The organism is Streptococcus sanguinis (assembly GCF_050225395.1).
In the GTDB taxonomy this organism is placed as follows: Bacteria; Bacillota; Bacilli; order Lactobacillales; family Streptococcaceae; genus Streptococcus.
Genome location: NZ_CP071431.1, coordinates 2,319,899 through 2,345,944 on the forward strand (window position 1 = coordinate 2,319,899; position 26,046 = coordinate 2,345,944).

Consider the following 26,046-nt stretch of genomic DNA (forward strand, 5'->3'; position numbering starts at 1 on the left):
AAAATGAGAAAATAGAGTCATTCAAGCTTTATAAGAAAAAAATAAAGCTAATATAATAAGATTTAATTTATTAAAAATAGTCTTATTTAGACTCCTTGTCCTAAGCTTGTGAGTTGTTTTTTTATTTACTATTGTAGTCTGTCCTGTCAAGGGCAGAGCAGATTTTGTCAAAGGCTGCCTCTAGTGAATCCTCATCTGTGAAAAAGGCTTCCTCTTCCCAGCCTAAGAAGACTCGGTCTTTCCACCAGCGCTTCATGTCGGCAGGGGAAAATTCTTCTTGTTTAACTCTAGTCTGATGGCGGCGGACTGTTTCTTCAAAAGTCAAATCATAGTAATATGCTAGAGTTTGAGAACCAAACAAATTCCGCAGTCGCTCTAGCATCTGTCCGTAAATGTCTGTCTCATAAAATCCTTCTATATAGAACCAGCAAATCATGTTCGTAGCCGAAGCGTGCCAATGTCTCTGTCAGGTCAATAGACAAATTTCCAGGCTCGACCTTTTCCTTGAGCATGTCCCGTCTAACAGTATCCTGCGCAATCAAGAGAGTCCCTCGATCGTGGTGAGCCTGCAGTTTCCCAGCGAGACTAGACTTCCCAGAGCCGGAATTTCCACGAATGATAACTAACTCGGCCATCTTATTCGCCCAGAATCAAGCGGGTATGCTCGCGTTTAATGCAGCGGTCCATGACAATGTCATCCCGACCGGCTGTCCGCAAAATCTGCTCAGCTTCCTCACTTTCCAAGCCCAACTGAGCCCAGAAAATCTTGGCATCCGTCTGCAGAAAATCCAGTGCCACATCCGGCAAAAACTCACTGCGGCGGTATACATCGACAATATCCACAGGAAAAGGAATATCTTTGAGACTGGCATAAACAGTTTCACCAAAAATCTGACTGCCCGCTGCCCGCGGGTTGACTGGAATAATGCGATAGCCCCGCTCCTGCATCTCCTTGGACACGCGGTTGCTGGTCGTTTCTTCGCGGTCAGACAGACCAACAACAGCAATCACCTTGCTGTTGTTCAAATAATGCTTGACGATGGCATCGCTGGGATTTTGAAAATGATAAGTCATAGGCTTCCTCCTCATTCATAATAAAGCTGGATAGTTTGTACGTATTGCGTCTTAACTGAATCCGAGCTAAAACCTTGGAAAATAGATAATCCGTTCTAGGAGCATCGCTCCTTCGTCCGGATTCCTAATTTTCAGTCGGTTTTTGACGCTCTTTGTATCTTGATTTACTTTGCTTCGTACCAAGCTTGGCCGGCATTTTCATCAGCTACTAATGGAACGGCCAACTCAATCGCAGCTTCCATGGTTTCTTTGACCAGCTGGCGGACGGCCGTTAGCTCGTCATTTGGCACTTCCAGCACGATTTCATCGTGAACCTGCAAGAGCATGCGAGACTTGAAATTCTTCTCAGTCAGAGCTCGATCCAGATTAATCATAGCGACTTTGAGAATGTCCGCGGCCGATCCTTGGATTGGGCTGTTAATAGCTGTGCGCTCCGCAAAATTTCGTATGTTAAAGTTGCGGGAATTGATGTCTGGCAAGGAGCGACGGCGATGGTAAATGGTCTCTACATAGCCCTTATCACGCGCTTCGCGGACGATGGTTTCCATATAATTCTTGATTCCTGGGAAACGCTCAAAATAAGTCTGAATGTAGTCCTTGGCAGCCTTGCGGGAAATTCCCAAATTATTAGCCAGTCCGAAATCGGAAATGCCATAGACCACTCCGAAGTTGACAGCCTTGGCATTACGGCGGTCATTAGGTGTCACATCCTCTGCCTTTTCAATACCAAAGACCCGCATGGCGGTAGCCGTATGAATATCTTCTCCATGCTGAAAGGCAGCAATCAAATGCTCGTCCTTAGAAATGTGAGCCAGCACCCGTAGCTCAATCTGGGAATAATCCGAGCTGAGAAGCACACTGTCTGCCCACTCCGGTACAAAGGCCTTGCGAATAAGACGCCCCTGCTCCAAACGAACGGGGATGTTCTGCAGGTTCGGGTCAACCGAGGACAAGCGACCCGTCTGGGTCAAATCCTGAACATAGCGAGTGTGGATCTTGCCGTCAGCCGCTATCGCCTCCTGCAGTCCGATGATATAAGTGGACTGAAGCTTGCTGATTTGACGGTATTCCAGAATCTTAGACACAATCGGTGCAATGGGAGCTAGGCGCTCCAGCACATCAACCGCTGTCGAGTAACCTGTCTTGGTCTTTTTGGTGTACTCCAGTGGCAACCCCATATCCTCAAAGAGAATGGTTCCCAGCTGTTTCGGCGAGTTAATATTAAACTCCTGACCAGCCAGATCATAAATCTCCTGAGTCAGACTTTCCAGCGTCTTTTCATTTTCCGCCTGCATGCCCTGCAGGGTTTCCCGCTCAACCTTAATCCCCGCAATCTCCATCTTAGCTAGGACAAAGGCCAGCGGCTGCTCCATTTCAAGCAACAAATCCAGCTGATCGTGGGCGCGAAGCTGTTCTTGCATGGGTTCTTCTGTTTCCAGCAGCACTTGGATCTTACGAGCTAGATGCTCAAAGAGTTGCTCTTGCTCCGGCAGAGCACGCTTGGCCCCCTTGCCATAAACCTCATCATCAGTCGGCAGGATTGTTTGGCCGTAGAGGCGAGCAATAGTCGCCAGCTCATTGTCCTCGACCGTCGAAAGCAGATACTTGGCTAGACGTGCATCAAAGGAGGCTGCTGGTAGTTCGATACCATAATGACTGAGCAGTACCTTGGTTCGCTTGAGGTCGTAGGTTTTTAGAGCTGTTTTTATCAAAAACTCCTGAAAGAGAGGCTGCTGCAGTAAATCGCTGGAGCCGACATAAATCTGACGGCTATCGCCCCAGGCAAGGCCGACAATCTCTTCCTTGTGGTAGTTGTCACCCAAGATTTCAAAATAGAAGAATTGCTCTGGTGCAAGCATATCCTCTGTGACCTCAGTCACTTTGGTAAATTCAATTGGTTTGACTTCAACCGGCTCTTGACCAGTTCCTAGCTGAGCCTTGAGCTGCTTGAAGCCCATCTCGTCGTAGAACTTGCTCAGAGCCTCTACCTGTGGCCCCTTATAAACCAAATCATCCAGCCCAATTTCAATCGGAGCCTGAGTATTGATAGTAGCTAGAGTTTTAGATAAAAAGGCCTTGTCCTTGTCATTGATCAGATTTTCCTTCATCTTGGAAGCCTTGAGCTGGTCAATATTTTCATAGAGATTTTCCAAAGAGCCATACTCCAAGAGGAGCTTGAGACCAGTCTTCTCACCGATCTTGGTCACTCCAGGGATATTATCTGACTGATCGCCCATCAGCGCCTTGAGGTCAATGAACTGCTCTGGCGTGATGCCCATCTTTTCCATGAGGTAGGCTGGGGTAAATTCCTCAAACTCGGCCACACCTTTCTTGGAGATCTCCACCACGGTATTATCATCCGTCAGCTGAATCAAGTCTTTATCGCCGCTGACAATGGTCACATCGTAAGGCACAGCTGTCTTTTCAGCCATCTTGTCTAAGGTCCCGATAATGTCATCCGCCTCGTACTGAGCCAAGTCGTAGTAGTGAATGCCTAGGTGCTGCAACATTTCTCGGATAAAGGGCAGCTGTTCACGAAATTCATCCGGTGTCTTGGCCCGACCAGCCTTATAGTCGGCGTACATCTCGGTCCGGAAGGTCGTCTTGCCAGCATCAAAAGCTACCAGGACATGAGTCGGCTGCACGCGCTCCAAGAGATGATTGAGCATGAGGTGGAAGCCATAAATGGCATTGGTATGCAGGCCCGATGGACTCTTGAAACGGTCAATTTGATTATAAAGCGCAAAAAAAGCGCGAAAAGCAACGGACGAACCGTCGATTAATAATAACTTATTCTTTTTTTCCATAGATTTATTATAACACGAAAGGCGGACAAAGACAGAAACGGCGGCATGGAAAATAGGTAGAAAATGAATTGAGATTTAAATTTTGCTATAATCATTTTATGAACAATACCTACTATTTTATCCGTCATGCGCATTCTAACTATACACCTGATGAAATCAACCGACCATTATCAGACAAAGGGCAAGAATCCTTGGCGCAGCTTGACTTTTTAGCAGACAAACCCATTACCGCCATTTATTCCAGTCCTTACCGAAGAGCCATCCAGACGGTTGAACCTTTGGCTCAGAGCCTGAAACTCGCTATTCAAACCGACAAACGGCTAATAGAGCGAAAGCTAAGTAGTCAAGCGATTGCCGACCAAGACTTTGAAGAAGCCCTCATGCAACTTTGGTCACAGCCGACTTTTTCATTTGTTGGTGGCGAGTCTAATCAACAAGCTCAACAGCGAGCCTTAGCCTTTCTTCATGAACTGGAAAGCGAACACCAAAACGAAGAGATTATCATTAACTCCCATGGTAACCTTATCTGCATTTTACTAAGCGCATTCGATTCCAACATTGATTATAACTTCTGGCGCAGCCAAAACTTTCCAGATGTACTGGTTTTAGACGAAAGCGGAAAAATCACTCACCTCCTATAAAATATGGTATCGACTAGCAAGGCTCGGCTAAATCTTATCGCTCATATATGTTATAATAATGGAAACTGGAGGTAAAAGATGTTTCCAATCCGTATTACAACTCTTATGACTGAAGAAGTTTATAAAAGATTTTCATGGGCTATTCTCATACGACGAAAAGGATTTGTATTATACATAATCATACTGATAATCGGGCTGTTCGCCTACGTAATGCTCGGTCCATTAGAGGAAAAGATAATATCTATAATATTGGCTCCCCCCATTTTCGCCTCTATGTACTATTTTGGCATGAATTATCAGATAAAGAGAGCTTATCAAAAAAATCCTTTATTTCAGAACATGGAAGTCACTCTGATATTTGACAGAGAGGCTTTTATCGCAAGAAACATACGTGGTGAATTTCGCTATACCTATGATGATATTGTCAAAGTAATTATGACAAAGCAAGATTTTTATATCTTGATAGGAGAGAACACTGGTTTCGCAATTGAAAAAGAAAACTGTTCTCCTGAGGCTCTTGAGTTCTTGCTAGAACTTCACATTGAGCATATGTAAAAGAAAAAGCAGGCTAGACTGACAGTAGATCAGTTCTGGTCTGCTTTTTATCTTGTAAATAATTGCTTGATATCCATCAACTTCTCTATTTTCTGATTGATTTCTGGTCGGTAGTCACAGAAGTTAATGCTCTGGATGCCACTGTTGGCAGCGACATCCACATCCAGCGTCCGGTCGCCGATATAGTAGGTTTCCTGCTTGTCCAGGCCATATTTCTCAAGCAGATAGTCAACACCCTCTGGGTGGGGCTTGCGCTCAAAGCCGTTGGCTGTTGTGATAATTTCTGTAAAATAATCATGAATGCCCAAGTCTTGCAAGATTTGATGGGCATTGAGTCCTTTGTGGGTATAGACGAACTGGGCAATGCCCTGCTCCTCAGCCCAAGCCAGTATCTCCGCTGCTCCTTCCATCAGATGGACCTGAGCATTTTTCTCCTTTAGGCTTGCTCCACGGAAGGCATTCATCTCGGCAGCATCCAGCCCCTTCTCAGACGCTACTTTTTCCAAGAGCTTCTGGACAGAGTGCTTTAGGATATAGCTGTGAATACTCGCCCTGTCGAAGTCCAGACCATAGTGAGCATAGGTTTCCTCAATCCCCGCCAAAATAGCATCGTAGGAGTCCAGCAAGGTGCCGTCCAAATCCCAAATAAACGCTTTTGTCATGTGATTTTCCTCATTTTTCTGTCAAATAAAACCTTTAAAAATAGCCAGCGGAAGCCATTGTCCAAGAGCATCCCAGTCCAAACCCCCGGCAGACCCAATCCAAAGGTCACTCCCAGCAAGTAACCGGCAATAATGCGAATCAGCCACATGCCAACAGTCGTGGCATAAAAGGGCAGTCTGGCATTGCCCAGCCCCTGCCAGATAGCTGTGTAAATCACGGTTCCCACTGCCATGGGAGTTCCCAATAGGGAGAAGAGGATGACTAAAAGACTTGCTGTGATAGCTCCGCTATTATCCGTATAGAGCAAGGTCAGCGGCCGTCCAAAAGCAAAAATCCCTAGAGCCACGGGCAGCATGCAAGCAAAAGACAGCCAGAAGGTCCGCTGACGAATCAGACCGACCTCTTGCATATCTCCCTCACCTACCGCATGGCCTACCAGCATGACTGTTGCTGTCGCAACCCCAAAGGCAGGCATATAGTTAAACTGAGTCAAGACTTCACCGATGGCATTCCCCGCTACTGCGTCTGTCCCAAAGACGACCACAATGGCGATAATCACTACATCACCCGCCCGCATCATGAGCCGCTCTCCAGCAGCTGGCAGAGACAGGCGCAAGAGCTCTCCATCTAAGCCCCAGCGCCAGCGGATTGTGGACAAATCCAGCTCCCGCCAAAGAATCAGCACACCAACTAGACGAGCCAGCACCGTTCCCAACGCTACACCGACAATACCAAGACGAAAGATGTAAATCCCTAAACCAGAAAAGAGGGCATTGAGGACATTAGTCAGAAGACTAACATACATGGGGAATCTAGGATTGCATGTGACCCGCACTAAAGCTCCAAAAGAAGTCATCAAGCCTAGCAGAACAATAGTCCCACCAACCAGAGCCAGATAAAGACCACCTGCTTCAGCTACCGCTTTTTCCGTCCCTAGAAGATCCAGCATCTGCCTGCCAAAGAGCAGGGAAATCAGCCCCAACAGAAGACTCAGAAGCAAGGTTAGCTTGATAGCCTCAGCTGTATGATAGGCCAGACGCTCTTTGTCCCCCTGAGCCAGAGTCTTGGAGATGAGACTGGAAATAGCAGCCCCCAGCGCGATAAAGATTGCCTGATAAATTGTAATGATGTTGCCGGCCACCGAGACACCAGAAATCGCAATCAGCCCAAGACTGGCCACCAGATAGCTGTCGACCATTCCCGTGAGCATCTGCAAAAAATTCTCCGCCATAGCCGGCAAGGCGATATTCATGATTTTTTTATAAGTCGTCATAATCTGAAAAACTCCTGCATTTGTATATCCTTTCTTACTTACAATTTCCACTCTTCACCATAGAGAATAGAAAGCGGTGGGACTATTGTCCTACCGCATATGAATCTCCTATCATAAAACCTTGTTTTAAGCACAAACTCCCAACTATATCACTTCGCATACCCAAACTCAATGAATATCTTCACTCCTCAACAAAGAGTCCCAAGATATGGACATTATCTGCGACGGAGACAAAGGCAGCTGGGTCGGTCTGCTTCATGATTTGCTTGAATTCATTAAATTCAGCTCGGGTGATAACAGTCACCAGAACAGCTTTTTTTTCGTGATTGTAGGTTCCCTCAGCGCCATGGATTACTGTCGCCCCACGATGCAGCTTGTTGTGAATCTTATCAATCACTCTGTCTGGATGGCTGGTGATAATCATGGCTTGCATACGCTTCTGCTTGGTAAAGACCGCATCCGTCACTCGGCTAGACACAAAAATAGTAATCATGGAGTACAGCGCATACTCCCAGCCAAAGGTCAGACCCGCAATCAGCATAATAATTCCATTAACAATCAAGGAAATATTCCCGACATTTCGGCCCGTTTTTTTCCGAACAGTCAGACTGACAATATCAGTCCCACCGCTGGAAATGCTGGACTTAAGGGCAAAGCCAATCCCCGTTCCCATGACCACACCGCCGAAAAGGGCGTTGATAATAGGATTATCAGTCAAGGTCACTTCTGGCACAAACTGGATAAAGAGCGAGCTCATCGTAACCGTGATAAAGGTGAAAATGGTAAACTTATGCCCAATCTGGTACCAGGCCAGAATCATCAGCGGAATATTAATAGCGTAAAAGGTCACAGAAACCGGAATGGTAAAACTAAAGAAACGAGTACTGAGGGCAGTAATGACCTGCGCCAGACCAGTCGCCCCGCTGGAATAAACATGTCCCGGCTGAAAGAAAAAATTGACTGCTACAGCTGACAAAAAGCCATAGACAAGCGAGGCAGAAATCTTCTCATCGTACTTCTCACGCGAGATACTCTTTAAAGACCGCAAAATCTTAAAATTATAAGCAAACCTGCGGACATAATAACGAAAGAGTTTGTAAAAATTAGTCTTCTTCATGTGCTTCCACTTGTAAACTTAATTCCTCTAGTTGAGCTACCGACACTGGACTAGGTGCCTGTGTCATTGGATCAGAAGCCTTATTGTTTTTCGGAAAGGCGATGACTTCGCGGATATTTTCTTCACCAGCCAGCAGCATCACAAAGCGGTCCAAGCCCAAAGCCAAACCACCATGCGGTGGAAAACCATAGTCCATAGCCTCCAGAAGGAAGCCAAACTGCTCGGCAGCTTCTTGAGCCGAGAAGCCAAGCGCCTTGAACATCCGCTCCTGCAAGTCTTTCTGGTTGATCCGAAGACTGCCGCCACCTAACTCATAACCATTGAGGACGATATCATAGGCCACAGCCCTTACCTTGCTGAGGTCGCCTTCCAGCTCTTGCTCAGAATCTTTCTGAGGCAGGGTGAAAGGATGGTGGGCACTCATGTAGCGGCCCTCTTCTTCTGACCATTCAAACATGGGCCAATCGACCACCCAAAGGTAGTTAAATGTATCAGGGTCAATCAAGTCCAACTCTTTGGCCAAGCGTACACGAAGAGCTCCCAAAGCAGCATTTGCCACTTCCAAAGTATCAGCAACAAAGAGAATTAGGTCATTATTTTCAAGCTGTAAAGCTTCTGTCAACGGACTTGTCAAGTTTGTCAAGAACTTAGCAACTGGGCCAGCCAGCTCACTATCAGCCACTTTCACCCAAGCAAGACCCTTAGCACCATGCTGTTTTGCTTGCTCTGTCAGCTTGTCGATATCCTTGCGAGAGTATTTATCTGCAGCATTTTTCACCACGATAGCCTTGACAGCCGGAGCTTCTGAAAAGACCTTGAAGTCAACTCCCTTGACAAGATCTGTCAAGTCCTGCAACAACATCTCAAAACGAGTATCAGGCTTATCAACCCCATAAAGAGCCATGGCATCATCATACTTCATACGCGGGAAAGGCAGAGAAACCTCAATACCCTTGGTCTCTTTCATAACACGAGCAATCAAGCCTTCTGTAATGTCCTGAATCTCCTGATCAGACAAGAAAGAAGTCTCCAAGTCCACCTGAGTAAACTCTGGCTGACGGTCACCACGCAAGTCCTCGTCACGGAAGCATTTAACAATCTGATAATAACGGTCGAAACCAGCGTTCATCAAGAGTTGCTTGGTAATCTGCGGACTCTGGGGCAGAGCGTAAAAATGTCCCTGATGAATCCGACTAGGCACCAAGTAATCACGCGCTCCTTCTGGCGTTGACTTAGATAGGAAAGGTGTTTCCACATCAAGGAACTCCAATTCATCTAGATAATTGCGGATAGAGTGAGTCACCTTAGCACGGAGCTTGAAGTTCTCCAACATCTCTGGTCGGCGCAAGTCCAGATAACGGTAGCGCAAACGAGTATCGTCATTCACCTCGATGCCGTCTTTGATTTCAAAAGGAGTCGTCTTAGCTGTATTTAAGACAGTCAAGCTTTCCACATGCAGCTCCACGCTTCCTGTCGCCAGCTTGTCATTGACCTGCTCACGCGCAGCCACCTTACCTGTCACCTCTAGCACATACTCACTGCGCAGGCTTTCTGCTGTTGACATGACCTCAGCAGCCACAGTCTCAGGATTGATGACCAGCTGCATAATGCCTTCGCGGTCGCGCAAATCAATGAAAATCAGACCACCCAAATCCCGACGGCGGGCTACCCAGCCCTTCAAAGTGACTTCCTGACCAACATGCCCCTTGCGAACACGCCCAGCATACATAGAACGTTTCATCTTTACTCTCCAAATTTTTAATTCTGTTACTATTTTACCACAAAGCGCCTAAGAAAGCCCTTCTGTCCGTTCTTTTTCTGAAAAATATTAAAACACCGCATGACTAATGCTGACAGTTATGACAAAAGGCCTGAGCCAAACGACCCCAGACCCACTGTCTACTCTATAGATTATTCCTTTTTCTTGCTGTCCTCATAAAGGCTAGGCGCAAACGCTTTTGTCACCATGGCCGTCACGAAGCGAAAACCTCCCGCTGCCAGACCAAAAATCGGCGCCAAAGCACGGAAGAAAAAATCCCCCCGCATAAATAAACAAAGCAGACCAGTAATCACAAAGATAGCCAAGCCCTGCACCACAACCACCAATAATATTTTCTTCATCATTCCCTCGACTTTCTATAGACTATTATAGCATAAGCCATCTGGGTTTCTATAAACAAATCTGCTTATAGAAATCTAAAAATAGATCTAACATCAGAGCTGGATTCAAAAAGCTAAGGAGAATCCTTAGCTAAATAAATTAAATCTTTGATTTATCAGATGATGAAGATGAACTTGAGTCAGATTTTGACCCAGAATCAGTTGTTTTATTACCTTTACGTGTTTCAGCATCATTAGACGAATATTCATTCACAAAAATAGATTTACGTAATTCAAGGAAGCTCTCATCAGTAAGAATGTAGCGACCTTCTTTGGTTTTAGTTAACTCCATTGTAAACTCACGAGGTTGAATATAACCAAAGTCCTCATTCATACGATCAAAAGCATAATAGAAAAGGAAGTTATTAAGCAGAGCTAGACGTTTTTCAAGATCCGGATTAGTCGAATCTTCCAACTCTTTTACATCTTCAATTCCATTCTCAAAAAGGCTAGCTTTAGCCATATTAATCAAGTTCGCTAAATCACGGGTTGCAATAGCACGAGACTTAAATGTTACTGTTGCAGTCTCTTCATCATCCTCAACACCAGTAATCTCAAAATCATCCCCAATAGTCGCTAAGACTTTAAAGCGAGCCTGATCAAACAACTCTAATGTTTTTGATGGAGTAAATGATTCAGTCTTTAAATCAATAGTATAATCTTCTTCTGGCGTATATTTGGATATGTTTTCGTCTACGTAAGCTTGAGAAATTCCTTTCTTCCATTTGTCAACAGAAGTCCCCATTAAGGTTGTAAAACCTGAAGAATGATCTGTAAAGACTGCTCGCAGAATGATATCGGCATCTTTCTCAATTCGCTTTTCATTCGTTTCTTTCTCAGATGAGGCTGAAGATGATTGCTCTGTCTTCACATCTTCTGATTTTTTCTTCTCTGACTTTGGTAGCATTGAGCAAGCTCCAAGCAAAAGAACACAGGCAGGCAATACACCAAATTTAAGGATTTTTCTCATTGTTTCTCCTTTTAAATTAATAGAATATGACTATTATACCAAAATATTATCCACTTGTTAGTTTATATCATATCCTTGTAACAAAACTGTAACATTCTCTTTGTGAAACAAAAATTACATACTTTGCTTAAAACCCCAATTTCTCAAAAATAAGCTGATAGTTTTCTTGGATTTGGTCTAGGCTAACAATAATCTCCTCACGATTATGATTGTTCTTAACAGTCACCTGACCGCTCTCCAATTCGCTTTCACCCAAGGTGATAAGAGTTTTGGCTCTAAAGATATCCGCTGATTTGAACTGAGCCTTGAGCTTGCGGTCGAGATAATCCCTCTCTGCCGCAAACCCTTGTGCGCGGAGAGCCTGCACTAACTCCAAAGCTCTGCCATTGGCACCAGCTCCTAAAACAGCTACATAGACATCCAGAGCGGTTTCAATCGGCAGCTCTACTCCTTGCTTGTCAAGTACGAGAAGTAGACGTTCTAAGCCCATACCAAAGCCAACACCTGGCGTTTCAGGGCCACCAAAGTAAGCAACCAGCCCATCATAACGGCCGCCAGCACAAATGGTCAGTTGACTGCCAGCCACCTCTGTCGTAAACTCGAAAATTGTGTGATTATAGTAGTCCAAGCCACGGACCATGTTGGTATTGATGACATAAGGAATCTGTAAGGTCTCCAGCATGGATCGAACGGCCGCAAAGTAGGCACTGCTCTCCTCATCCAGATAGTCCAGAATAGACGGAGCACCTTCTACAGCCGCCTTGTCCTCGGGCTCTTTAGAATCCAGCACGCGCAGCGGATTCTCCTCCAAGCGGCGTTGGCTATCTGCTGATAGGCTAGGCTTCAGTGGAGTTAGATAATCAATCAAGGCCTGGCGGTAAGCAGCTCTGCTCTCAGGATTCCCCAGCGAGTTAAGCTCCAAGCTAACATTGGTAATACCAATATCCTTGAAAAATTGAGCAGCCATGGCAATCATTTCTACATCTGTAGCAGGATTACTAGAGCCAAAACACTCTGCTCCAATCTGGTGAAACTCGCGCAAACGTCCAGCCTGAGGCCGCTCATAGCGGAACATGGAGCCCATATAGTAGACTTTGACAGGCTTTTGCACTTCAGGAGCAAAAAGCTTGTTCTCTACATAAGAACGCACCACAGGCGCTGTCCCCTCTGGACGTAGCGTGATATGGCGGTCGCCCTTGTCATAGAAGTCATACATTTCCTTGGTCACGATGTCTGTCGTATCCCCAACCGAGCGGCTAATGACTTCATAGTGCTCAAAAATCGGTGTGCGGATTTCGCCGTAATTGTATTTTCTAAATGTCTTGCGGGCAAAGTCTTCTACATACTGCCACTTGGCTGATTCCTGAGGAAGAATGTCCTGAGTTCCTTTAGGTTTTTGTAATTTCATCTTCTGACCTCCGCCTTCTTTAGTACTTATATTCTATCATAAGTCCGCCATTTTGAGGAGCCCGAAAGGGATTTTTCGTTTGGAAGAACTAAATACGTTTTCACGTTCCAAAATAGCTTGAAAAAAAGTCTGAATTGTGAGAAAATAAAAACAATTCAACTCAGATAGAAGGGGATAGCCATGAGAGACGATATCAAAATCAATGATCGAGCAGCTGCCATTCAGGATAAATTGGTGGAGAAGCTCGAGCGTATTTACGATCCGGATGTAGAGCTGGATGTCTATAACTTAGGGTTGATTTATGAAATCAACTTAGACGAAAACGGCCACTGCAAGGTTGTCATGACCTTTACCGATACAGCCTGCGACTGTGCTGAGAGCCTGCCCATCGCCATTATGGACTCTCTTAAGAAAATTGATGAGATTGAAAGTGCCTCTGTCGAGGTTACTTGGTCTCCTGCTTGGAAAATCACTCGTATCAGCCGTTTCGGCCGCATTGCCCTGGGAATCAGTCCTAGATAAGAAAGTGTTAAGTTCTTCTATATTAAAAATACCAAACCCGCTAGAAAAACTAGCGGGTTCTTTTGTCATATATAGGTTATTTCTTACCTGTTTCTTCTGGTTTCCAGAAGTCAGTAACAGCACCTTTAGCAGCAGAGGATACCATGTGAGCATATTTACCAAGTACCCCGCGACTATAAAGAGGTGGAATAGTCGTTTCTGCCTTACGTTTCGCCAGCTCTTCATCAGAGACCGCCATGGAAATTTCCTTGGTGTCTTGGTCAACCGTGACCATATCGCCTGTACGAAGATAGGCAATCGGGCCACCATCCTGGGCTTCTGGAGCAATGTGTCCGACAACCAAGCCGTAAGTACCGCCTGAGAAGCGGCCGTCAGTTAGAAGTGCCACCTTGTCCCCTTGACCTTTCCCTACAATGATAGACGAAAGTGACAGCATTTCTGGCATACCAGGGCCACCCTTTGGTCCAACGTAGCGAACTACAACCACGTCGCCATCGACCACTTCATCGGCCAGTACCGCATCAATAGCAGCTTCTTCCGAGTCAAAGACCTTTGCTGGTCCGACGTGACGGCGTACTTTAACACCAGAAACCTTAGCAACAGCGCCGTCTGGAGCCAGATTACCATGCAAGATAATGAGCGGACCGTCCGCACGTTTTGGATTTTCAAGCGGCATAATGACCTTTTGACCTGGTGTCAGATCAGCAAATTCCGCCAGATTTTCTGCTACCGTCTTACCTGTACAAGTAATGCGGTCGCCATGCAGGAAGCCGTTCGCCAAGAGATATTTCATAACAGCTGGCACTCCACCAACCTCATAAAGGTCTTGGAAGACATACTGACCGGACGGTTTCAAGTCTGCCAAATGCGGTACCTTCTCTTGAATGACATTAAAGTCATCAAGTGTTAGCTCAACATTGGCCGCGTGCGCCATGGCCAGCAAGTGCAGAGTGGCATTAGTAGAACCACCCAGAGCCATAGTCACCGTGATAGCATCTTCAAAGGCTTCACGTGTCAAGATATCAGACGGCTTCAGCCCCATTTTCAGCATTTTGACAACGGCACGGCCAGCTGCTTCAATATCTTCTTGCTTATCCTTGGACTCAGCTGGGTGAGAAGAAGATCCTGGCAGACTCATGCCCAGAACTTCAATAGCCGTCGCCATAGTATTGGCCGTGTACATACCGCCACAGCCACCAGGGCCAGGACAGGCATTACACTCAATGCGGCGCACTTCCTCAGCTGTCAAGTCGCCATGATTCCATTTTCCGATTCCTTCAAAGACAGAAACCAAGTCAATGTCCTTGCCGTCCAGCTTCCCCGGCGCAATCGTTCCGCCGTAGGCAAAGACTGCAGGAATATCCATGTTAGCAATGGCAATCATGGAGCCTGGCATATTTTTATCACAGCCCCCGATAGCTACAAAGGCATCCACATTATGCCCACCCATGGCAGCCTCGATGGAGTCTGCGATGATGTCGCGTGAGGTCAGAGAGAAGCGCATGCCCGGTGTTCCCATGGCAATCCCGTCCGCAACCGTAATAGTCCCATACTGGACAGGCCAAGCTCCCTCTGCTTTGATACCTTCCTTGGCTAGCTTGCCCAAGTCATGCAAATGGATGTTACAGGGTGTATTTTCCGCCCAAGTGGAAATCACCCCAACAATAGGCGTTTCAAAATCTTTATCAGTCATTCCCGTCGCGCGAAGCATGGCACGGTTAGGAGATTTAACCATACTGTCATAAATCTTACTTCTGTGACGAATATCCTTATCTGTCATAGCTTTCCCTTTCATTGCAGTAATCTTTGTGCTTTATTATACCACATTTAGGCTGTATTTTACAGAGGAAAATTTTTAAATTTTCAGAAGATTGGGAAAATATAGAGGCGGATTTGAAACTTTTTCCTATCAAGTCGAAAGAAGACAACTAGAAGCTCAGGGTTTTCTCAATAAAGAAGAAAAAAATCTGTCAAGTAACTTTACTTTACAAAAAAGTTTTGTTATACTGTTAAAGTTGATGAAAATCATCAAATTGAATCGAATTCATAAACTAAAAGGAGAAACAAACAATGGCAGTACCTGCACGTCGCACTTCCAAAGCGAAGAAAAACAAACGCCGCACTCACTACAAAGTGACAGCTCCAACTGTAACTTTTGACGAAACTACTGGTGATTACTCGCGCTCTCACCGTGTATCCCTTAAAGGATACTACAAGGGCCGTAAGATTGCTAAAGCTGCTGCAGCAGAATAATAGAAGGGAGCTACCATGCGCGTAAATATTACACTTGAACACAAAGAATCTGGTGAACGCTTGTACCTTACTTCTAAAAACAAACGCAACACACCAGACCGTCTTCAATTGAAGAAATACTCACCAAAACTTCGCAAGCATGTTGTGTTTACAGAGGTTAAGTAAGGGTTTCAGTACACGTCAATAGACGTCAAAATATTGATTTTAAGCGATTTTTGATTTTTTGAAACTCATTATATCGCACTACAAATCAATAAAAACTCTACCTTTTACTCTACCTTTTTTAGATAAATATATCATCTGGATATTGAAGTTAAGCCCTGCTATCATTTCGATGGCAGGGCTTTTTAATATTTGGTACACTAACTTCTTATCTATATTTTGGTGGATTTTAAGTTGACATCTACAAAGTTTAATGTTAGAATACATTCAAAAATATATTTGAATGAGGTGTTTTATGATTCAAAATGTTGTTACTTCAATAATCCTGTATTCTGGGACAGCCGTAGACTTACTTATTATCCTAATGTTATTTTTTGCCAAAAGAAAAAGCAGAAAAGACATCATTAACATCTATTTAGGACAATTTCTAGGCTCTGTTAGTCTAATATTCCTAAGTTTGCTTTTTGCATTTGTCTTAAATTATATTCCTAGTAAAGAGATTTTAGGTTTACTCGGTTTGATTCCAATTTTCCTAGGCCTCAAAGTTTTGCTTTTAGGAGATTCTGATGGAGAAGCTATTGCAAAAGATGGTTTGCGAAAAGACAATAAAAACCTGATTTTTCTAGTCGCTATGATTACTTTTGCAAGTTGTGGCGCTGACAATATTGGTGTCTTTGTCCCATATTTTACCACCTTAAATTTAGCGAATTTGATAGTGACTTTACTTACTTTTCTAGTCATGATTTATCTCTTGGTTTTTTCTGCACAAAAATTAGCACAAGTCCCTTCTGTTGGAGAAACTTTGGAAAAATATAGCAGATGGTTTATTGCCGTTGTCTATTTAGGATTGGGGATGTATATCCTGATTGAAAACAACAGCTTTGACATGCTATGGGCTGTGTTAGGCTAGGAGAAAAAATTATGAAAAAAGATAGTATCTGTCAAGTGGATGTTATAAATCAACAAAATGTTACAACCGCAACGAACTACCTTGAAAAGGAAAAAGTCCAAAAATCACTTCGCATTTTATCAAAATTTACCGATAATAAACAGATAAATATCATCTTTTATCTCCTTGCCGTCGAAGAACTCTGTGTCTGCGATATAGCCTGTTTATTAAATCTCAGTATGGCATCTGCCTCCCACCATCTTCGTAAACTAGCCAATCAAAACATCTTGGACACTAGAAGAGAGGGGAAAATTATATATTATTTTATAAAAGATGAGGAAATCAGAGATTTTTTTAATCAACTAGGATAACAACTATTTTTACTACTTTCTACTTTTCCATGATTATAGGGGGATTATATATGAAATTTTTTGAAGAAAATTATTCACAAGAAATACCTACTCGTATCAAAAATTTAAGAAAAAAATACAATATTACACAAAGCGAACTAGGCAATGCAGGTCAAGTTAGTCAAGTTGAAAGTGATAAGCGACCAATTACGAGTTCGATGTTAGTTTATTTAAATGCTCTAACCGCTTCGAGCTATACGTATATCGTTTTTGGAGAGTTAGATGAGTTTATTGAGAATCTGTTTCATTATTTTTTCAGTTCTATTTTATATAGAGATTTAGAGGCTGTAGATGAAAAACTATATTCTTTCATGAGTGATGATTTAATTTCAATCCAATCAAGTTGTCTAAGTATTGCCAAGACATTTGCAAATTTCAATATTCAAAGAAAAAGATTTATGATTTCTACTGAAACTGAAATGGATACTTTTCACAAGAAAGATGACATTGACGTATGGGTTGGTGGAAAAAGTTATAACCCCGCTAGAAGTTTTAGAACCCGTACCATCAATGAATTGACTGTCATTGATTTTGAAGAAATGTTTGATATTCTTTGGTTGATGTTAGGGGATAATTTAATTAAATCATTTGAAGTTAATGTCTGTGGTATCCTATTTGAATTAGGCGGAAATGACATACCCTCAACATTTAGGCAAGAAAACATTGATCCTCTCATCAATAAATGGTGGTATGATAATGTTTCGACAGAAATTATCCCTAATCTAATAAAAAAACTCAAAGAAAATCCCTTGTTTAATATCGGATTTATGGTAAATGATATATTAGAAAGAATGTATAAAGAGAATATTCCAAAATCTTACCTTACATCCGTCCCATTAGTTATTTCTCAAAAAGGAAGAACAACCTATTCGTTTAGTATGACTGGTGGTCAACAAATAGATGGAGTGAAATTCAAACAGATATATGAGGACTATATGAAATTACTCAGTCAAGGTAAGGATATCACAGAGTTATATCAAAAATATTCTAAAGAAGAGTTGGCAAATCTAGGCATTAATATTTATCAATCCAATGATATAGAAAGGACTGAGGAAAGAACTTTTGATGAAATTATCAGTTGGGTTTCCAACCCTTATGCAACAAGACCAATTCAAGAAAGGCACACTATTCAATTAGAGCCAACAAGATTTTCACTAGAGGATAAGAAAAGAATTGAAGAAGCTGCAGCTCAAGGACTAAGCGAAATCGACCTTATTGATTTAGTTGACCTATATGATATTAATTTAGACAATACAAGCGTCAATCGCCATATTGTGGGGTTATTGACTAATAACACCCAAGTAACATACTATTTCCAAGAACAATTAAATAAGGAGTTGCTGTCAATGGCTCACGCTTTAGATAACGTACAACAGGCCTTTATTAAATTATTAAGTGAAGAGGAGATACGAAAATTTGCTCTTTAAAGACTAGGTGAATCGCCTAGTCTTTTTTTGCGCCTCGTTTTACAAATTAGTCTATTGAAGTAAAAAAAGAAGTAAAAAATAAAAGAACATTACGCCTTATACTGAATATATCAAGAAAAACTCTTGATATAAATTTTAATAGTCCAAATTGATGGCCATCAAAGGACAGATTGAAACAAATATGATGACATGACGATAAAGGTCATGTCTTGCATAGAATTGTTTCGCTGTTTCTTTGTTGTGCCTTTTGGTATACTCAGCGTTCAATATTTGCTCATTTTGTTTCCTTCTGTCCAAAGGACAGAAAGGAGCTCATCATTATGAGTAATAAAGTACAAGAACGTCGTGAGCATAAAATCAAAGAAGCTATTAAAGCTAAAAATTGGGATGAAGTAACTCGTTTGCTTCAACAAGAACAAAGTAACGCAGAACGTCGTGACCGATACCACAATAGACGAATCAAAGACGAAACAATAGCTAGCAAAAATGCCAAAAAGTCTGTACGTTATGATGTCATTGCAAGTTCTGATTTGAATCCCGAAGAAGCTTTAATCCTAGAGGAGTTAAGACAAGCTATTCGTGAAGCTAAAGCATCCCTATCAGAAATTGACAGTAAGATTGTTGAAATGATAGCGGAACAAGGTTCAAGCTATAAAGAAACGGCTCGCTATATCACTGAACATTATAAGAAAATGAGTGATGTAACTGTTAAATCCCATTATTGTAAAGCGCTAAAAAAATTAGCTCCTTTATTAAAAGCTTACCGCTAATCCCTCAAATCCAGTGTCTCTGTCACTGGATTTTTTGTAAAAAAAATTAAAAATTCAACAAATAACTTTGCGTTTAGCTGTCTCATTCTCCTTAGTAATGAGGAGGTGGTCAGATAACCTAAAAAACAAAGTCCAGCTCATGACCCAAACCGAGCCTGTCGCATTCACACTATCTCTTATTCATAAGGAGGATTTGCCCTATGGCGTTTAAAATGAAAACCACAAAAGGTGGTTATACAACTACATTGGCTGATAAAATTATCAGTCAAAAACAACCGATTTACTCACTTAGTACCGAACTTGAACCACAACAACGGTTTGAAGAAGGAAAACCAACCGGAGAAATCGTAGCTTATAAAGCATGGTTTGTACAGGAAGGGCAAGACCCTTTCCAAGTAAAATTTGAAGAAACGATTGAGCTTCCAGCTTTTCAATCCATGATTCAATTTGACACACTACAAGCCTGCGAAGTAAAATATAACATCTACTTCAAAGCAAATGGTATCAAGGAGGTTCGGTAATGACTTCACAATCTCGTGATGTGCTGAACCAATCTTACCTGCAATCTTACCTGCTCCAGAGCCTAAACATGGCTCTGGGGGCTTTAATGCAGGGAGAAACCAGCTACACCAATTCTTTTAATATTGTTATTCAAGCAGACGGCTTTATCTTTGTCCCTCGTCTACCATGTGCTTATATCCTTGATGATGACTTGTACAAGAAAATCTTTCTGATTGCCAATGCTTCACTTTATCCACAATATACGCTTCTAAAACAAAACGCTACCTATTTTGTCCCTCTAGAAACAGATGACTTACACACTCAGCGTGGATTATTTTTCCCTTGGAAAAAGGGAATTTCAGAACGTTTAGTCATTCCAGATTTGGATAAGTTTTCAGCTAGCTTGCCACAGGGGAAAATCCCTATCATGAAGTACTTTGAACTCAATTTAGATAAGGTTAATCACTGGGCTATTGCTGGAAATTCAGGTTCTGGGAAATCGTACGCTCTCACTTATTTCTTGAGTGTACTAAAGCATATGTCTGACTTGATTATCATTGACCCTAAATTTGATACCCCAAGTCGATGGGCAAGAGAAAATCACGTTGCTGTTATACACCCTGTTGAAAACCGTTCAAAATCAGATTTTGTCTCACAGGTCAATGAACAATTAAGTCAGTGTGCAACTCTCATTCAGAAACGACAAGCTATCTTGTATGATAATCCCAATCATCAATTTACCCATCTAACTATTGTTATTGATGAAGTCCTCGCTCTATCAGAGGGAGTCAATAAGAATATCAAAGAAGCCTTTTTCTCCCTACTCTCACAGATTTCCTTATTAGGACGTGCTACCAAAATCCATCTGTTTTTGGTAAGCCAGCGTTTTGACCACAATACTATTCCAATTTCAGTGAGGGAACAGCTAAACGTATTGTTGCAAATTGGAAATATCAATCAGAAAACTACTCAATTTTTATTTCCAGACCTAGACCCAGAGGGTATTGTTATTCCAATAGGACATGGGACAGGTATCATTCAAGTTATCGATAATGAACATCCCTACCAAGTTCTGCCCTTACTCTGTCCAACCTACTACACTAAACGAGGTATTCTATGACCAATAAAACCTACTTTATGAGAAGTTTTAATCTCATACTATATTTATTTCTATTTGCACCTATCTGTTCTGCATTTGGATGGTTATTCAATTATCTTTCCGTTCAATTAACAAATATCACGTTTGTCAATTTAGATACGGTCAAAAGTATTACGGATATCATTAGTTCCGTTTGTCATGGATTTGCACTTATTTCTCTTCTACTTGCCTTATTTTTGGTTGGATTAGAAATAATACAACGGTTGAAAACAGATAGTCTTTGGAACTATATCCAATCTGTCTATCACACTTTTCTGTTGCGACACTTCCTGTTTCAGCGTGAACGAGTACAGAAGATAAGCAATCTTGAACATCAGACGGTTACTACTATCAACCCAATCCATAACGGATTTAACCGAGCTGTTCGTAAGTGTATCGTAGATATACGAAAAGATACCATCACTATTTTTCTAAAAGTCCCTAGAGACCAACAAGGGCAAAAAATCCTAAAAGAGATGGAAGCACAATTAAAAGAAGAAATCGTCAGCCAACACGCAGACTATTATTTTTCCTCTCCTATTCGAGTTCGTAACCAATTGTGGTTCACTGGACAAAAACGTTAATCCCTTGGGGCTATGGCTTGCGTTAAGCAAAAGCCAGACAGCCCCTTTTTATATTCTTTTCTATCATGACCTATTGGGGTGACTACGACCCCCAATAGGTCAATAATCAATAATCACAAAAAATTCAATTTTTTCAAAAAAACTTTGCATACGACCTGTCATTTCTCCTTAGTAATAGAACCCAAAAGAAATGAGGTAACTGCCTATGGCAAAAGAACAGCGCTCAACCAAATGGACTTTTCTCTTCTACGAGGAAAGCGCACCAGAGAACTACTTGAATATATTAGAGGAACTCCATATTCCGTTTATTCTTAGTCCTTGGCACGATAAGGACGTTAATAGACAGACGGGAGAGTTCAAGAAATCGCACAAACACGGTGCTTTCTTCTTTGATTCACTGAAAAGCTATTCACAAGTATCAAATATCATCAGTGACAAACTAAACGGTCCAGCACATGTGGAGGTAGTTATGTCTCCCACTGGTTTATTTGACTACTTTACCCATGCGGAAAATCCAGATAAGACCCCCTACAACATTGAGGATATTGAAGTCGGTTGCGGCTTTAATTTAGAAAAATTCTTGATGGAGATGAACTCTTCGGATTTTATACATGAAGTAGTTGATATTATCGAAGAGAACGACTTTACCGAATTTGAAGAATTGGTCTGGTATGCCCGAGCAAACAATACCAATTTATTAGGACTTATTATTGAACGTACATATTTCTTCGCCAAATACCTAGATTCACGAAGATACAATCCTAATCGACTCCATAATTCAAACACAGAGGAGAAAGAGAATAATGAATAACGAAAAATTAGAACAAATTGAACAACTATTGCAAACACTTATCAAACTCATTCAAATCAAAGAACAGAACATACCACTAAAGATAATACAACAGCGAGAATTGCTAAAACAGCTAAATATCTCCCCAAACACACTAAAAACTTGGGAACAAAAAGGATTAAAAAGATTAGAACCTCCTATAGAGGGAACTCGAACCGTCTTCTATCTACTAGATGATATTATCAACTTTTTACAATCCTAATTCTGAAAATTTGTGCTAAAATAGTTTTATCTAAAAGAAAGAGTGGTAACTATTTTAGCCTACTTCAATATCCATGAAGAAAGGCAAATATGGAAACTGAAACAATTATTCATAATGGCAAAAAAGTCATTAAAAAAATCAAAAAAGATAAGTCCATCTCATACACTTTGAAGGGGGCATTTCTGGGAAAAGATATCAAAACTGGTAAGCAAGTCACTACTACCATTACAGCCAAGACACTAAAACAGTTAGATAGAGCAATCATTCAAGCACGACTAGAATTTGAAAAAAATGGCTCAACACGAGAAAAAGTTATCGTCATTGATACACTGGAAGATTTAGCTGAAGAATGGTTTAAATCATATAAGACCTGGGTCAACTCGCATAATACTCTGAACAGAGTAAGAGGTTATCTTGATAATTATATTATCCCTAAATTTGGAGATTACAAACCAGATAAAATTGAATCTGCGGATATCCAGCTTTGGTTAAATGGTTTGGCAAAGAAATCAAAAGAGTCCATTGAATCTGGTATAAAGCGTGCTGATAAAGGTAGTGCTAAAGATTTTGGTGCTGTTATCCATAAGTTGAAAGATATTTTTGACTATGGAATTACAAACTATGGACTAATCACTAATCCTGTTAGCTCTGTTAAGATACCACCTAAGCCAAAATCAAATAAGCAACGCATCATGGTATTACATGATGATAGTCTTGTAATATGGCTTAATTATCTTGAAAGTTTAGATAACAATAGAGCCAATCGTAGATTTAAGTTAATTTGTAATACTTTATTAGCCTCCGCTTTGCGAATAAATGAACTACTTGCGTTGACGATTGATGACCTAGATTTTGAAAATTCTTCTATTAATGTCAGTAAAACATTGATGTGGAAAACCGCAAATAAAAAAGATGGGACAAAAGGGGAAGTTATCTGTAAAGCTACACCAAAAACTGATGCAGGAAATCGCTCTGTCCCTGTCCCTCTCCCCATAATAGAAAAACTCAGAGATTTCCACCACGAAATGAACTTGTATCTTGAATTGCACAACAGACATAGAACAAAACTGATTTTCCCTACAATCTATGGGAACTATATGTGTGACAGAAACGAGAGAACAACTCTTAAGAAAAGGTTAGTAGGTCTTGGATTACCAAACTATGGTTTCCATTTATTCCGACATACTCATGCTTCAATGCTACTTAATGCTGGAACAAATTGGAAAGAACTCCAAGTCAGAATGGGACATAAATCCATTTCAACTACAATGGATACTTACGCTGAATTAGCACCACAACGAAAGTTAGAAGCTGTGGGGATTTATCTTGAAAAGATTGCTGAGCTAACGCAATAACTACTCTACCATTCACTCTACCTTTTATTATGTAGCATTCTAGAAACATTGATGTACCAACGTTTCTAACAGCTAAAATAGAAATTATTTAACTCTTACAGAAGTTAAATAATTTATATAGCAAAAATCCTTTGAAATCAACGTTTCAAAGGATTTTTCTTTTTGTTTCAAGCCCTAGCTAACAACAAACTCAATACTAGATCTCGAAAAGAATTATGCCTACTCTTTCTGTCTGAGTTCGAAGAGGTCTTCTACTTTCAGATTGAAGACTTGAGCAATTTTGAGAGCCATTTCCAGCGAAGGATTGTAGCGGTTATTTTCCAAGTGCAGAATTGTCTCGCGCCGCATGCCGATGCGGTCAGCTAGCTCCTGCTGGGTCATGCCCTTGGATTCTCGGATATATTTGAGATTGGTGATAATCTTGCTTTCTTTGGCCATGATTATCCTCTCCGTTCTAAGATAAGATAGACAACCGCAAAGATGCAAATCAAGGCAGCTATGCTAATAAAGATCTGGCCCATGTAAAGAGTGAGAGAACCCATGTACCCAATGATAACTGCTAGGATCATCAGTGCGCCTAGTATAAAGACAAACATTAAGCTAGCTGCCTTAGCTAAATTAGCATAGAAACGTTCATCTGGAGTTTCCTTGACATTTTTCAAAGAGAAAAAACCAAATACAATCACTTCAATAACGAGACCAACTCCCAAAATCCATTCTTTAATGCCAGATCTTACGCTTGGGGTCGCAACCCAAATCCCTACTGTATAAAAAATGGTTGCTGCAAACAGAAGCATCGTGTACAGCTTAGCAGACAAGTCAAAAATAGTCTTCCCCTTACCTTTCTGACTCTTATGAGGCCATGGTTTCATGTGCAGCCAGCCCCAAATAGCTACAATCTGACCTAATACTGAAATACCGAGAATAATCAACTTGGGACCCCAACTAAGATTAGAACCAAGTAAAACAGTAAAATCAATAAAAAGAGCTGCGGCAATCATTGTAATGAGGCCACCCGTTTTTTGACTTTTTTTCATGATAGACTCCTTTCCTTATGTTAGAAATATTTAACACTCTTTATGTTATAAATATATCACACTTCAATTTGGAAAGCAAGAATTTATGTGCCAAGGTGGCAATTATTTTAAAAAATTCTATAATAAAAGCCCTCGCCAGATAAATAACTAGCAAGAGCTTGTGTTTCTATTGACTATTCATAGAGTAGTAAAGTCTCTTATTCCATCTCTCTGAGATAGTTCAAAGCTTCGTTGAAGGTTTTGACAGGGACGATTTTCATTTTACTCTTGATTTTGATAGAAGCACGAAGTGCCTCATGGTAGTTAGAGCGCAGCTTGGGATTGTACTGGGCAATATCGGCGTCAATGGTATCATCGGGAACAAAGAAAATCTCCGCGCCTGCCTTATCGGCAGCCATGACCTTCATCTCTATCCCGCCAATCCGGCCAACATTTCCCTTGTGGTCAATCGTTCCAGTACCAGCAATAGCTTTTCCTTTGGTAATGTCTTCAGACACGAGCTGATTGTACAGCTCCAAACTGAACATGAGTCCACCAGAGGGGCCTGCTACACCGTTGCTCTTAAACTTTGTCAGAGGATTCATGGCAACACTGGCTTTGGAACCTAATGCAATCCCCAAACCAGGCTTACCAGTTGTCTCATCCACAATCACAGGACCGCTAGCCAAACCGATTACACCATTACGGCTGTACTCAATTGATACCACATCGCCGACTGTCCGCTGTTCCATCTGATCAACGATGTCGTATGGGCTAGTGTAAGTCTGATTGTCAATCTTTAAAATCACATCGCCTTTCTGCAGCTCCTGAGCTAACGGCGTCTCTTGGCTGACAGCATCCACAAAAATCTCTTTATGTCTAATCTCAACAGTACGACCAGCTGCTTGATAAGCTACCTGCAAGGCATTGAGATGAGAAGACCCCATAGTGCTGTTCTCTCGCTCTTCCCGTCCCTTTTCCTTATCGAAATAGTTTTCAGGAACAGAGACATACTCTGTTTCCAGCCTGTAATTAGGCAGCAGAGTCAAAAAGAGACTGAAGACTCGGGCCTTGGAAACACCAACAGCCATGACATAGATTTTACCTTTTCCTTTATCAGTTCCTCCTTGAACTTGGACAAAGTCTTTGGCATTCAAAGCCGGCCTCACGGTCTCTAATTCATAAGGGAGAGGAATAAAGCCAATCCCAGTTAGCACCAAAGCTGTTATTAAGATTCTTGTTACTGATTTCATATCCTTCCTCTTGTTTCTATCAAGTATTGTCTGGTCTTGCTACTTC

At 41.8% G+C, this 26,046-nt stretch carries 29 protein-coding genes and 1 pseudogene; 15 read left to right on the forward strand and 15 right to left on the reverse strand.

Annotated features, from left to right (window positions below):
* Nucleotides 1-121 precede the first annotated feature (121 nt).
* The 3 genes and pseudogenes from J1C81_RS11400 to polA all read right to left on the reverse strand — a co-directional run bounded on the left by J1C81_RS11400 (nt 122) and on the right by polA (nt 3,881).
* Nucleotides 122-635 (reverse strand): annotated as a pseudogene (locus J1C81_RS11400) (kinase).
* 1 nt (nt 636) lies between these two features.
* Nucleotides 637-1,074, reverse strand: coding sequence for a CoA-binding protein (locus J1C81_RS11405; protein WP_032909869.1), 438 nt, complete (start codon nt 1,072-1,074; stop codon nt 637-639).
* 164 nt (nt 1,075-1,238) lie between these two features.
* Nucleotides 1,239-3,881 (reverse strand): DNA polymerase I, encoded by a 2,643-nt coding sequence (gene polA, locus J1C81_RS11410; RefSeq protein ID WP_004189515.1) that lies wholly within the window; start codon nt 3,879-3,881, stop codon nt 1,239-1,241.
* Nucleotides 3,882-3,979: 98 nt separating this feature from the next.
* Between polA and J1C81_RS11415 the strand changes: the two genes are divergently transcribed.
* Complete coding sequence (locus tag J1C81_RS11415; protein ID WP_004189513.1) at nt 3,980-4,522, forward strand: histidine phosphatase family protein; 543 nt, start codon at nt 3,980-3,982, stop codon at nt 4,520-4,522.
* 78 nt (nt 4,523-4,600) lie between these two features.
* The gene (locus J1C81_RS11420) at nt 4,601-5,077 is read left to right on the forward strand and encodes a YcxB family protein (protein WP_004189510.1); all 477 of its coding nucleotides are present in this window, start codon (nt 4,601-4,603) and stop codon (nt 5,075-5,077) included.
* A gap of 47 nt (nt 5,078-5,124) precedes the next feature.
* On the opposite strand, the gene J1C81_RS11425 is transcribed toward J1C81_RS11420, so the two are convergent.
* The 7 genes from J1C81_RS11425 to hisS form a co-directional block, all read right to left on the reverse strand.
* Nucleotides 5,125-5,739 carry an HAD-IA family hydrolase gene (locus J1C81_RS11425; RefSeq protein ID WP_004189508.1) on the reverse strand — a complete coding sequence of 205 codons (615 nt, stop codon included), beginning with the start codon at nt 5,737-5,739 and terminating at the stop codon, nt 5,125-5,127.
* Entirely contained in the window at nt 5,736-7,013 is a 1,278-nt protein-coding gene (locus J1C81_RS11430) for an MATE family efflux transporter (RefSeq protein ID WP_032909868.1), read from the reverse strand. Before J1C81_RS11430 ends, J1C81_RS11425 begins: the two co-directional genes overlap by 4 nt.
* Before the next feature lie 181 nt (nt 7,014-7,194).
* Nucleotides 7,195-8,130, reverse strand: coding sequence for a YitT family protein (locus tag J1C81_RS11435; protein ID WP_004189503.1), 936 nt, complete (start codon nt 8,128-8,130; stop codon nt 7,195-7,197).
* Nucleotides 8,117-9,871 (reverse strand): aspartate--tRNA ligase, encoded by a 1,755-nt coding sequence (gene aspS / locus J1C81_RS11440; RefSeq protein ID WP_004189501.1) that lies wholly within the window; start codon nt 9,869-9,871, stop codon nt 8,117-8,119. The genes J1C81_RS11435 and aspS overlap by 14 nt, the downstream gene beginning before the upstream one ends.
* Nucleotides 9,872-10,041: 170 nt before the next feature.
* Complete coding sequence (locus J1C81_RS11445; RefSeq protein ID WP_002901839.1) at nt 10,042-10,254, reverse strand: hypothetical protein; 213 nt, start codon at nt 10,252-10,254, stop codon at nt 10,042-10,044.
* A 136-nt stretch (nt 10,255-10,390) separates the two neighbouring features.
* On the reverse strand, nt 10,391-11,260 hold the full coding sequence (locus tag J1C81_RS11450; protein WP_004189500.1) for a hypothetical protein: 870 nt from the start codon (nt 11,258-11,260) through the stop codon (nt 10,391-10,393).
* 127 nt (nt 11,261-11,387) lie between these two features.
* Nucleotides 11,388-12,668: a histidine--tRNA ligase gene (gene hisS / locus J1C81_RS11455; RefSeq protein ID WP_004189499.1), complete on the reverse strand. Its 1,281-nt coding sequence runs from the start codon at nt 12,666-12,668 to the stop codon at nt 11,388-11,390.
* Between the two features lie 180 nt (nt 12,669-12,848).
* Between hisS and J1C81_RS11460 the strand changes: the two genes are divergently transcribed.
* Nucleotides 12,849-13,190, forward strand: a complete 342-nt coding sequence (locus J1C81_RS11460) for a metal-sulfur cluster assembly factor (RefSeq protein WP_002899327.1) — start codon at nt 12,849-12,851, stop codon at nt 13,188-13,190.
* 76 nt (nt 13,191-13,266) lie between these two features.
* Here J1C81_RS11460 and ilvD read toward each other — a convergent pair whose 3' ends face one another.
* Entirely contained in the window at nt 13,267-14,970 is a 1,704-nt protein-coding gene (gene ilvD, locus J1C81_RS11465) for a dihydroxy-acid dehydratase (RefSeq protein WP_032909867.1), read from the reverse strand.
* A gap of 290 nt (nt 14,971-15,260) precedes the next feature.
* On the opposite strand from ilvD, the gene rpmF reads away from it, so the two are divergent.
* Both rpmF and rpmG read left to right on the forward strand, forming a co-directional pair.
* The gene (rpmF, locus tag J1C81_RS11470) at nt 15,261-15,443 is read left to right on the forward strand and encodes a 50S ribosomal protein L32 (protein ID WP_002894148.1); all 183 of its coding nucleotides are present in this window, start codon (nt 15,261-15,263) and stop codon (nt 15,441-15,443) included.
* Between the two features lie 15 nt (nt 15,444-15,458).
* Nucleotides 15,459-15,608, forward strand: coding sequence for a 50S ribosomal protein L33 (gene rpmG / locus J1C81_RS11475; protein WP_001265622.1), 150 nt, complete (start codon nt 15,459-15,461; stop codon nt 15,606-15,608).
* Between the two features lie 78 nt (nt 15,609-15,686).
* On the opposite strand, the gene J1C81_RS11480 is transcribed toward rpmG, so the two are convergent.
* On the reverse strand, nt 15,687-15,872 hold the full coding sequence (locus J1C81_RS11480) for a hypothetical protein (RefSeq protein WP_002892741.1): 186 nt from the start codon (nt 15,870-15,872) through the stop codon (nt 15,687-15,689).
* Nucleotides 15,873-15,900: 28 nt separating this feature from the next.
* Here J1C81_RS11480 and J1C81_RS11485 point away from each other — a divergent pair, with 28 nt between their 5' ends.
* The 10 genes from J1C81_RS11485 (at nt 15,901) to J1C81_RS11530 (ending at nt 23,731) form a co-directional block, all read left to right on the forward strand.
* Nucleotides 15,901-16,515 carry a CadD family cadmium resistance transporter gene (locus J1C81_RS11485; RefSeq protein ID WP_000615736.1) on the forward strand — a complete coding sequence of 205 codons (615 nt, stop codon included), beginning with the start codon at nt 15,901-15,903 and terminating at the stop codon, nt 16,513-16,515.
* A gap of 11 nt (nt 16,516-16,526) precedes the next feature.
* On the forward strand, nt 16,527-16,865 hold the full coding sequence (gene cadX, locus J1C81_RS11490; RefSeq protein WP_000711078.1) for a Cd(II)/Zn(II)-sensing metalloregulatory transcriptional regulator CadX: 339 nt from the start codon (nt 16,527-16,529) through the stop codon (nt 16,863-16,865).
* A 50-nt stretch (nt 16,866-16,915) separates the two neighbouring features.
* Nucleotides 16,916-18,331, forward strand: a complete 1,416-nt coding sequence (locus tag J1C81_RS11495; protein ID WP_032909866.1) for a helix-turn-helix domain-containing protein — start codon at nt 16,916-16,918, stop codon at nt 18,329-18,331.
* A 320-nt stretch (nt 18,332-18,651) separates the two neighbouring features.
* A complete protein-coding gene (locus J1C81_RS11500) occupies nt 18,652-19,101 on the forward strand; it encodes an RNA polymerase sigma factor (protein WP_004189491.1) in 450 nt (149 codons plus the stop codon).
* 200 nt (nt 19,102-19,301) lie between these two features.
* A complete protein-coding gene (locus J1C81_RS11505; protein ID WP_000874694.1) occupies nt 19,302-19,622 on the forward strand; it encodes a hypothetical protein in 321 nt (106 codons plus the stop codon).
* Nucleotides 19,622-20,722 (forward strand): type IV secretion system DNA-binding domain-containing protein, encoded by a 1,101-nt coding sequence (locus tag J1C81_RS11510; RefSeq protein ID WP_000203865.1) that lies wholly within the window; start codon nt 19,622-19,624, stop codon nt 20,720-20,722. The genes J1C81_RS11505 and J1C81_RS11510 overlap by 1 nt, the downstream gene beginning before the upstream one ends.
* The gene (locus J1C81_RS11515) at nt 20,719-21,324 is read left to right on the forward strand and encodes a hypothetical protein (RefSeq protein WP_000182709.1); all 606 of its coding nucleotides are present in this window, start codon (nt 20,719-20,721) and stop codon (nt 21,322-21,324) included. The genes J1C81_RS11510 and J1C81_RS11515 overlap by 4 nt, the downstream gene beginning before the upstream one ends.
* 205 nt (nt 21,325-21,529) lie before the next feature.
* Entirely contained in the window at nt 21,530-22,135 is a 606-nt protein-coding gene (locus J1C81_RS11520) for a replication protein (protein ID WP_001040935.1), read from the forward strand.
* Nucleotides 22,128-22,376, forward strand: a complete 249-nt coding sequence (locus tag J1C81_RS11525; protein WP_001058391.1) for a MerR family transcriptional regulator — start codon at nt 22,128-22,130, stop codon at nt 22,374-22,376. The genes J1C81_RS11520 and J1C81_RS11525 overlap by 8 nt, the downstream gene beginning before the upstream one ends.
* Nucleotides 22,377-22,465: 89 nt before the next feature.
* The gene (locus J1C81_RS11530) at nt 22,466-23,731 is read left to right on the forward strand and encodes a tyrosine-type recombinase/integrase (RefSeq protein WP_004189477.1); all 1,266 of its coding nucleotides are present in this window, start codon (nt 22,466-22,468) and stop codon (nt 23,729-23,731) included.
* A 219-nt stretch (nt 23,732-23,950) separates the two neighbouring features.
* Here the strand turns inward: J1C81_RS11530 and J1C81_RS11535 are convergent, their stop codons facing one another.
* The 3 genes from J1C81_RS11535 to J1C81_RS11545 all read right to left on the reverse strand — a co-directional run bounded on the left by J1C81_RS11535 (nt 23,951) and on the right by J1C81_RS11545 (nt 26,000).
* The gene (locus J1C81_RS11535) at nt 23,951-24,169 is read right to left on the reverse strand and encodes a helix-turn-helix transcriptional regulator (protein WP_004189475.1); all 219 of its coding nucleotides are present in this window, start codon (nt 24,167-24,169) and stop codon (nt 23,951-23,953) included.
* A gap of 2 nt (nt 24,170-24,171) precedes the next feature.
* The gene (locus tag J1C81_RS11540; RefSeq protein ID WP_004189473.1) at nt 24,172-24,768 is read right to left on the reverse strand and encodes a hypothetical protein; all 597 of its coding nucleotides are present in this window, start codon (nt 24,766-24,768) and stop codon (nt 24,172-24,174) included.
* A gap of 197 nt (nt 24,769-24,965) precedes the next feature.
* Nucleotides 24,966-26,000: a SepM family pheromone-processing serine protease gene (locus tag J1C81_RS11545; protein ID WP_002927325.1), complete on the reverse strand. Its 1,035-nt coding sequence runs from the start codon at nt 25,998-26,000 to the stop codon at nt 24,966-24,968.
* Nucleotides 26,001-26,046: the final 46 nt, after the last annotated feature.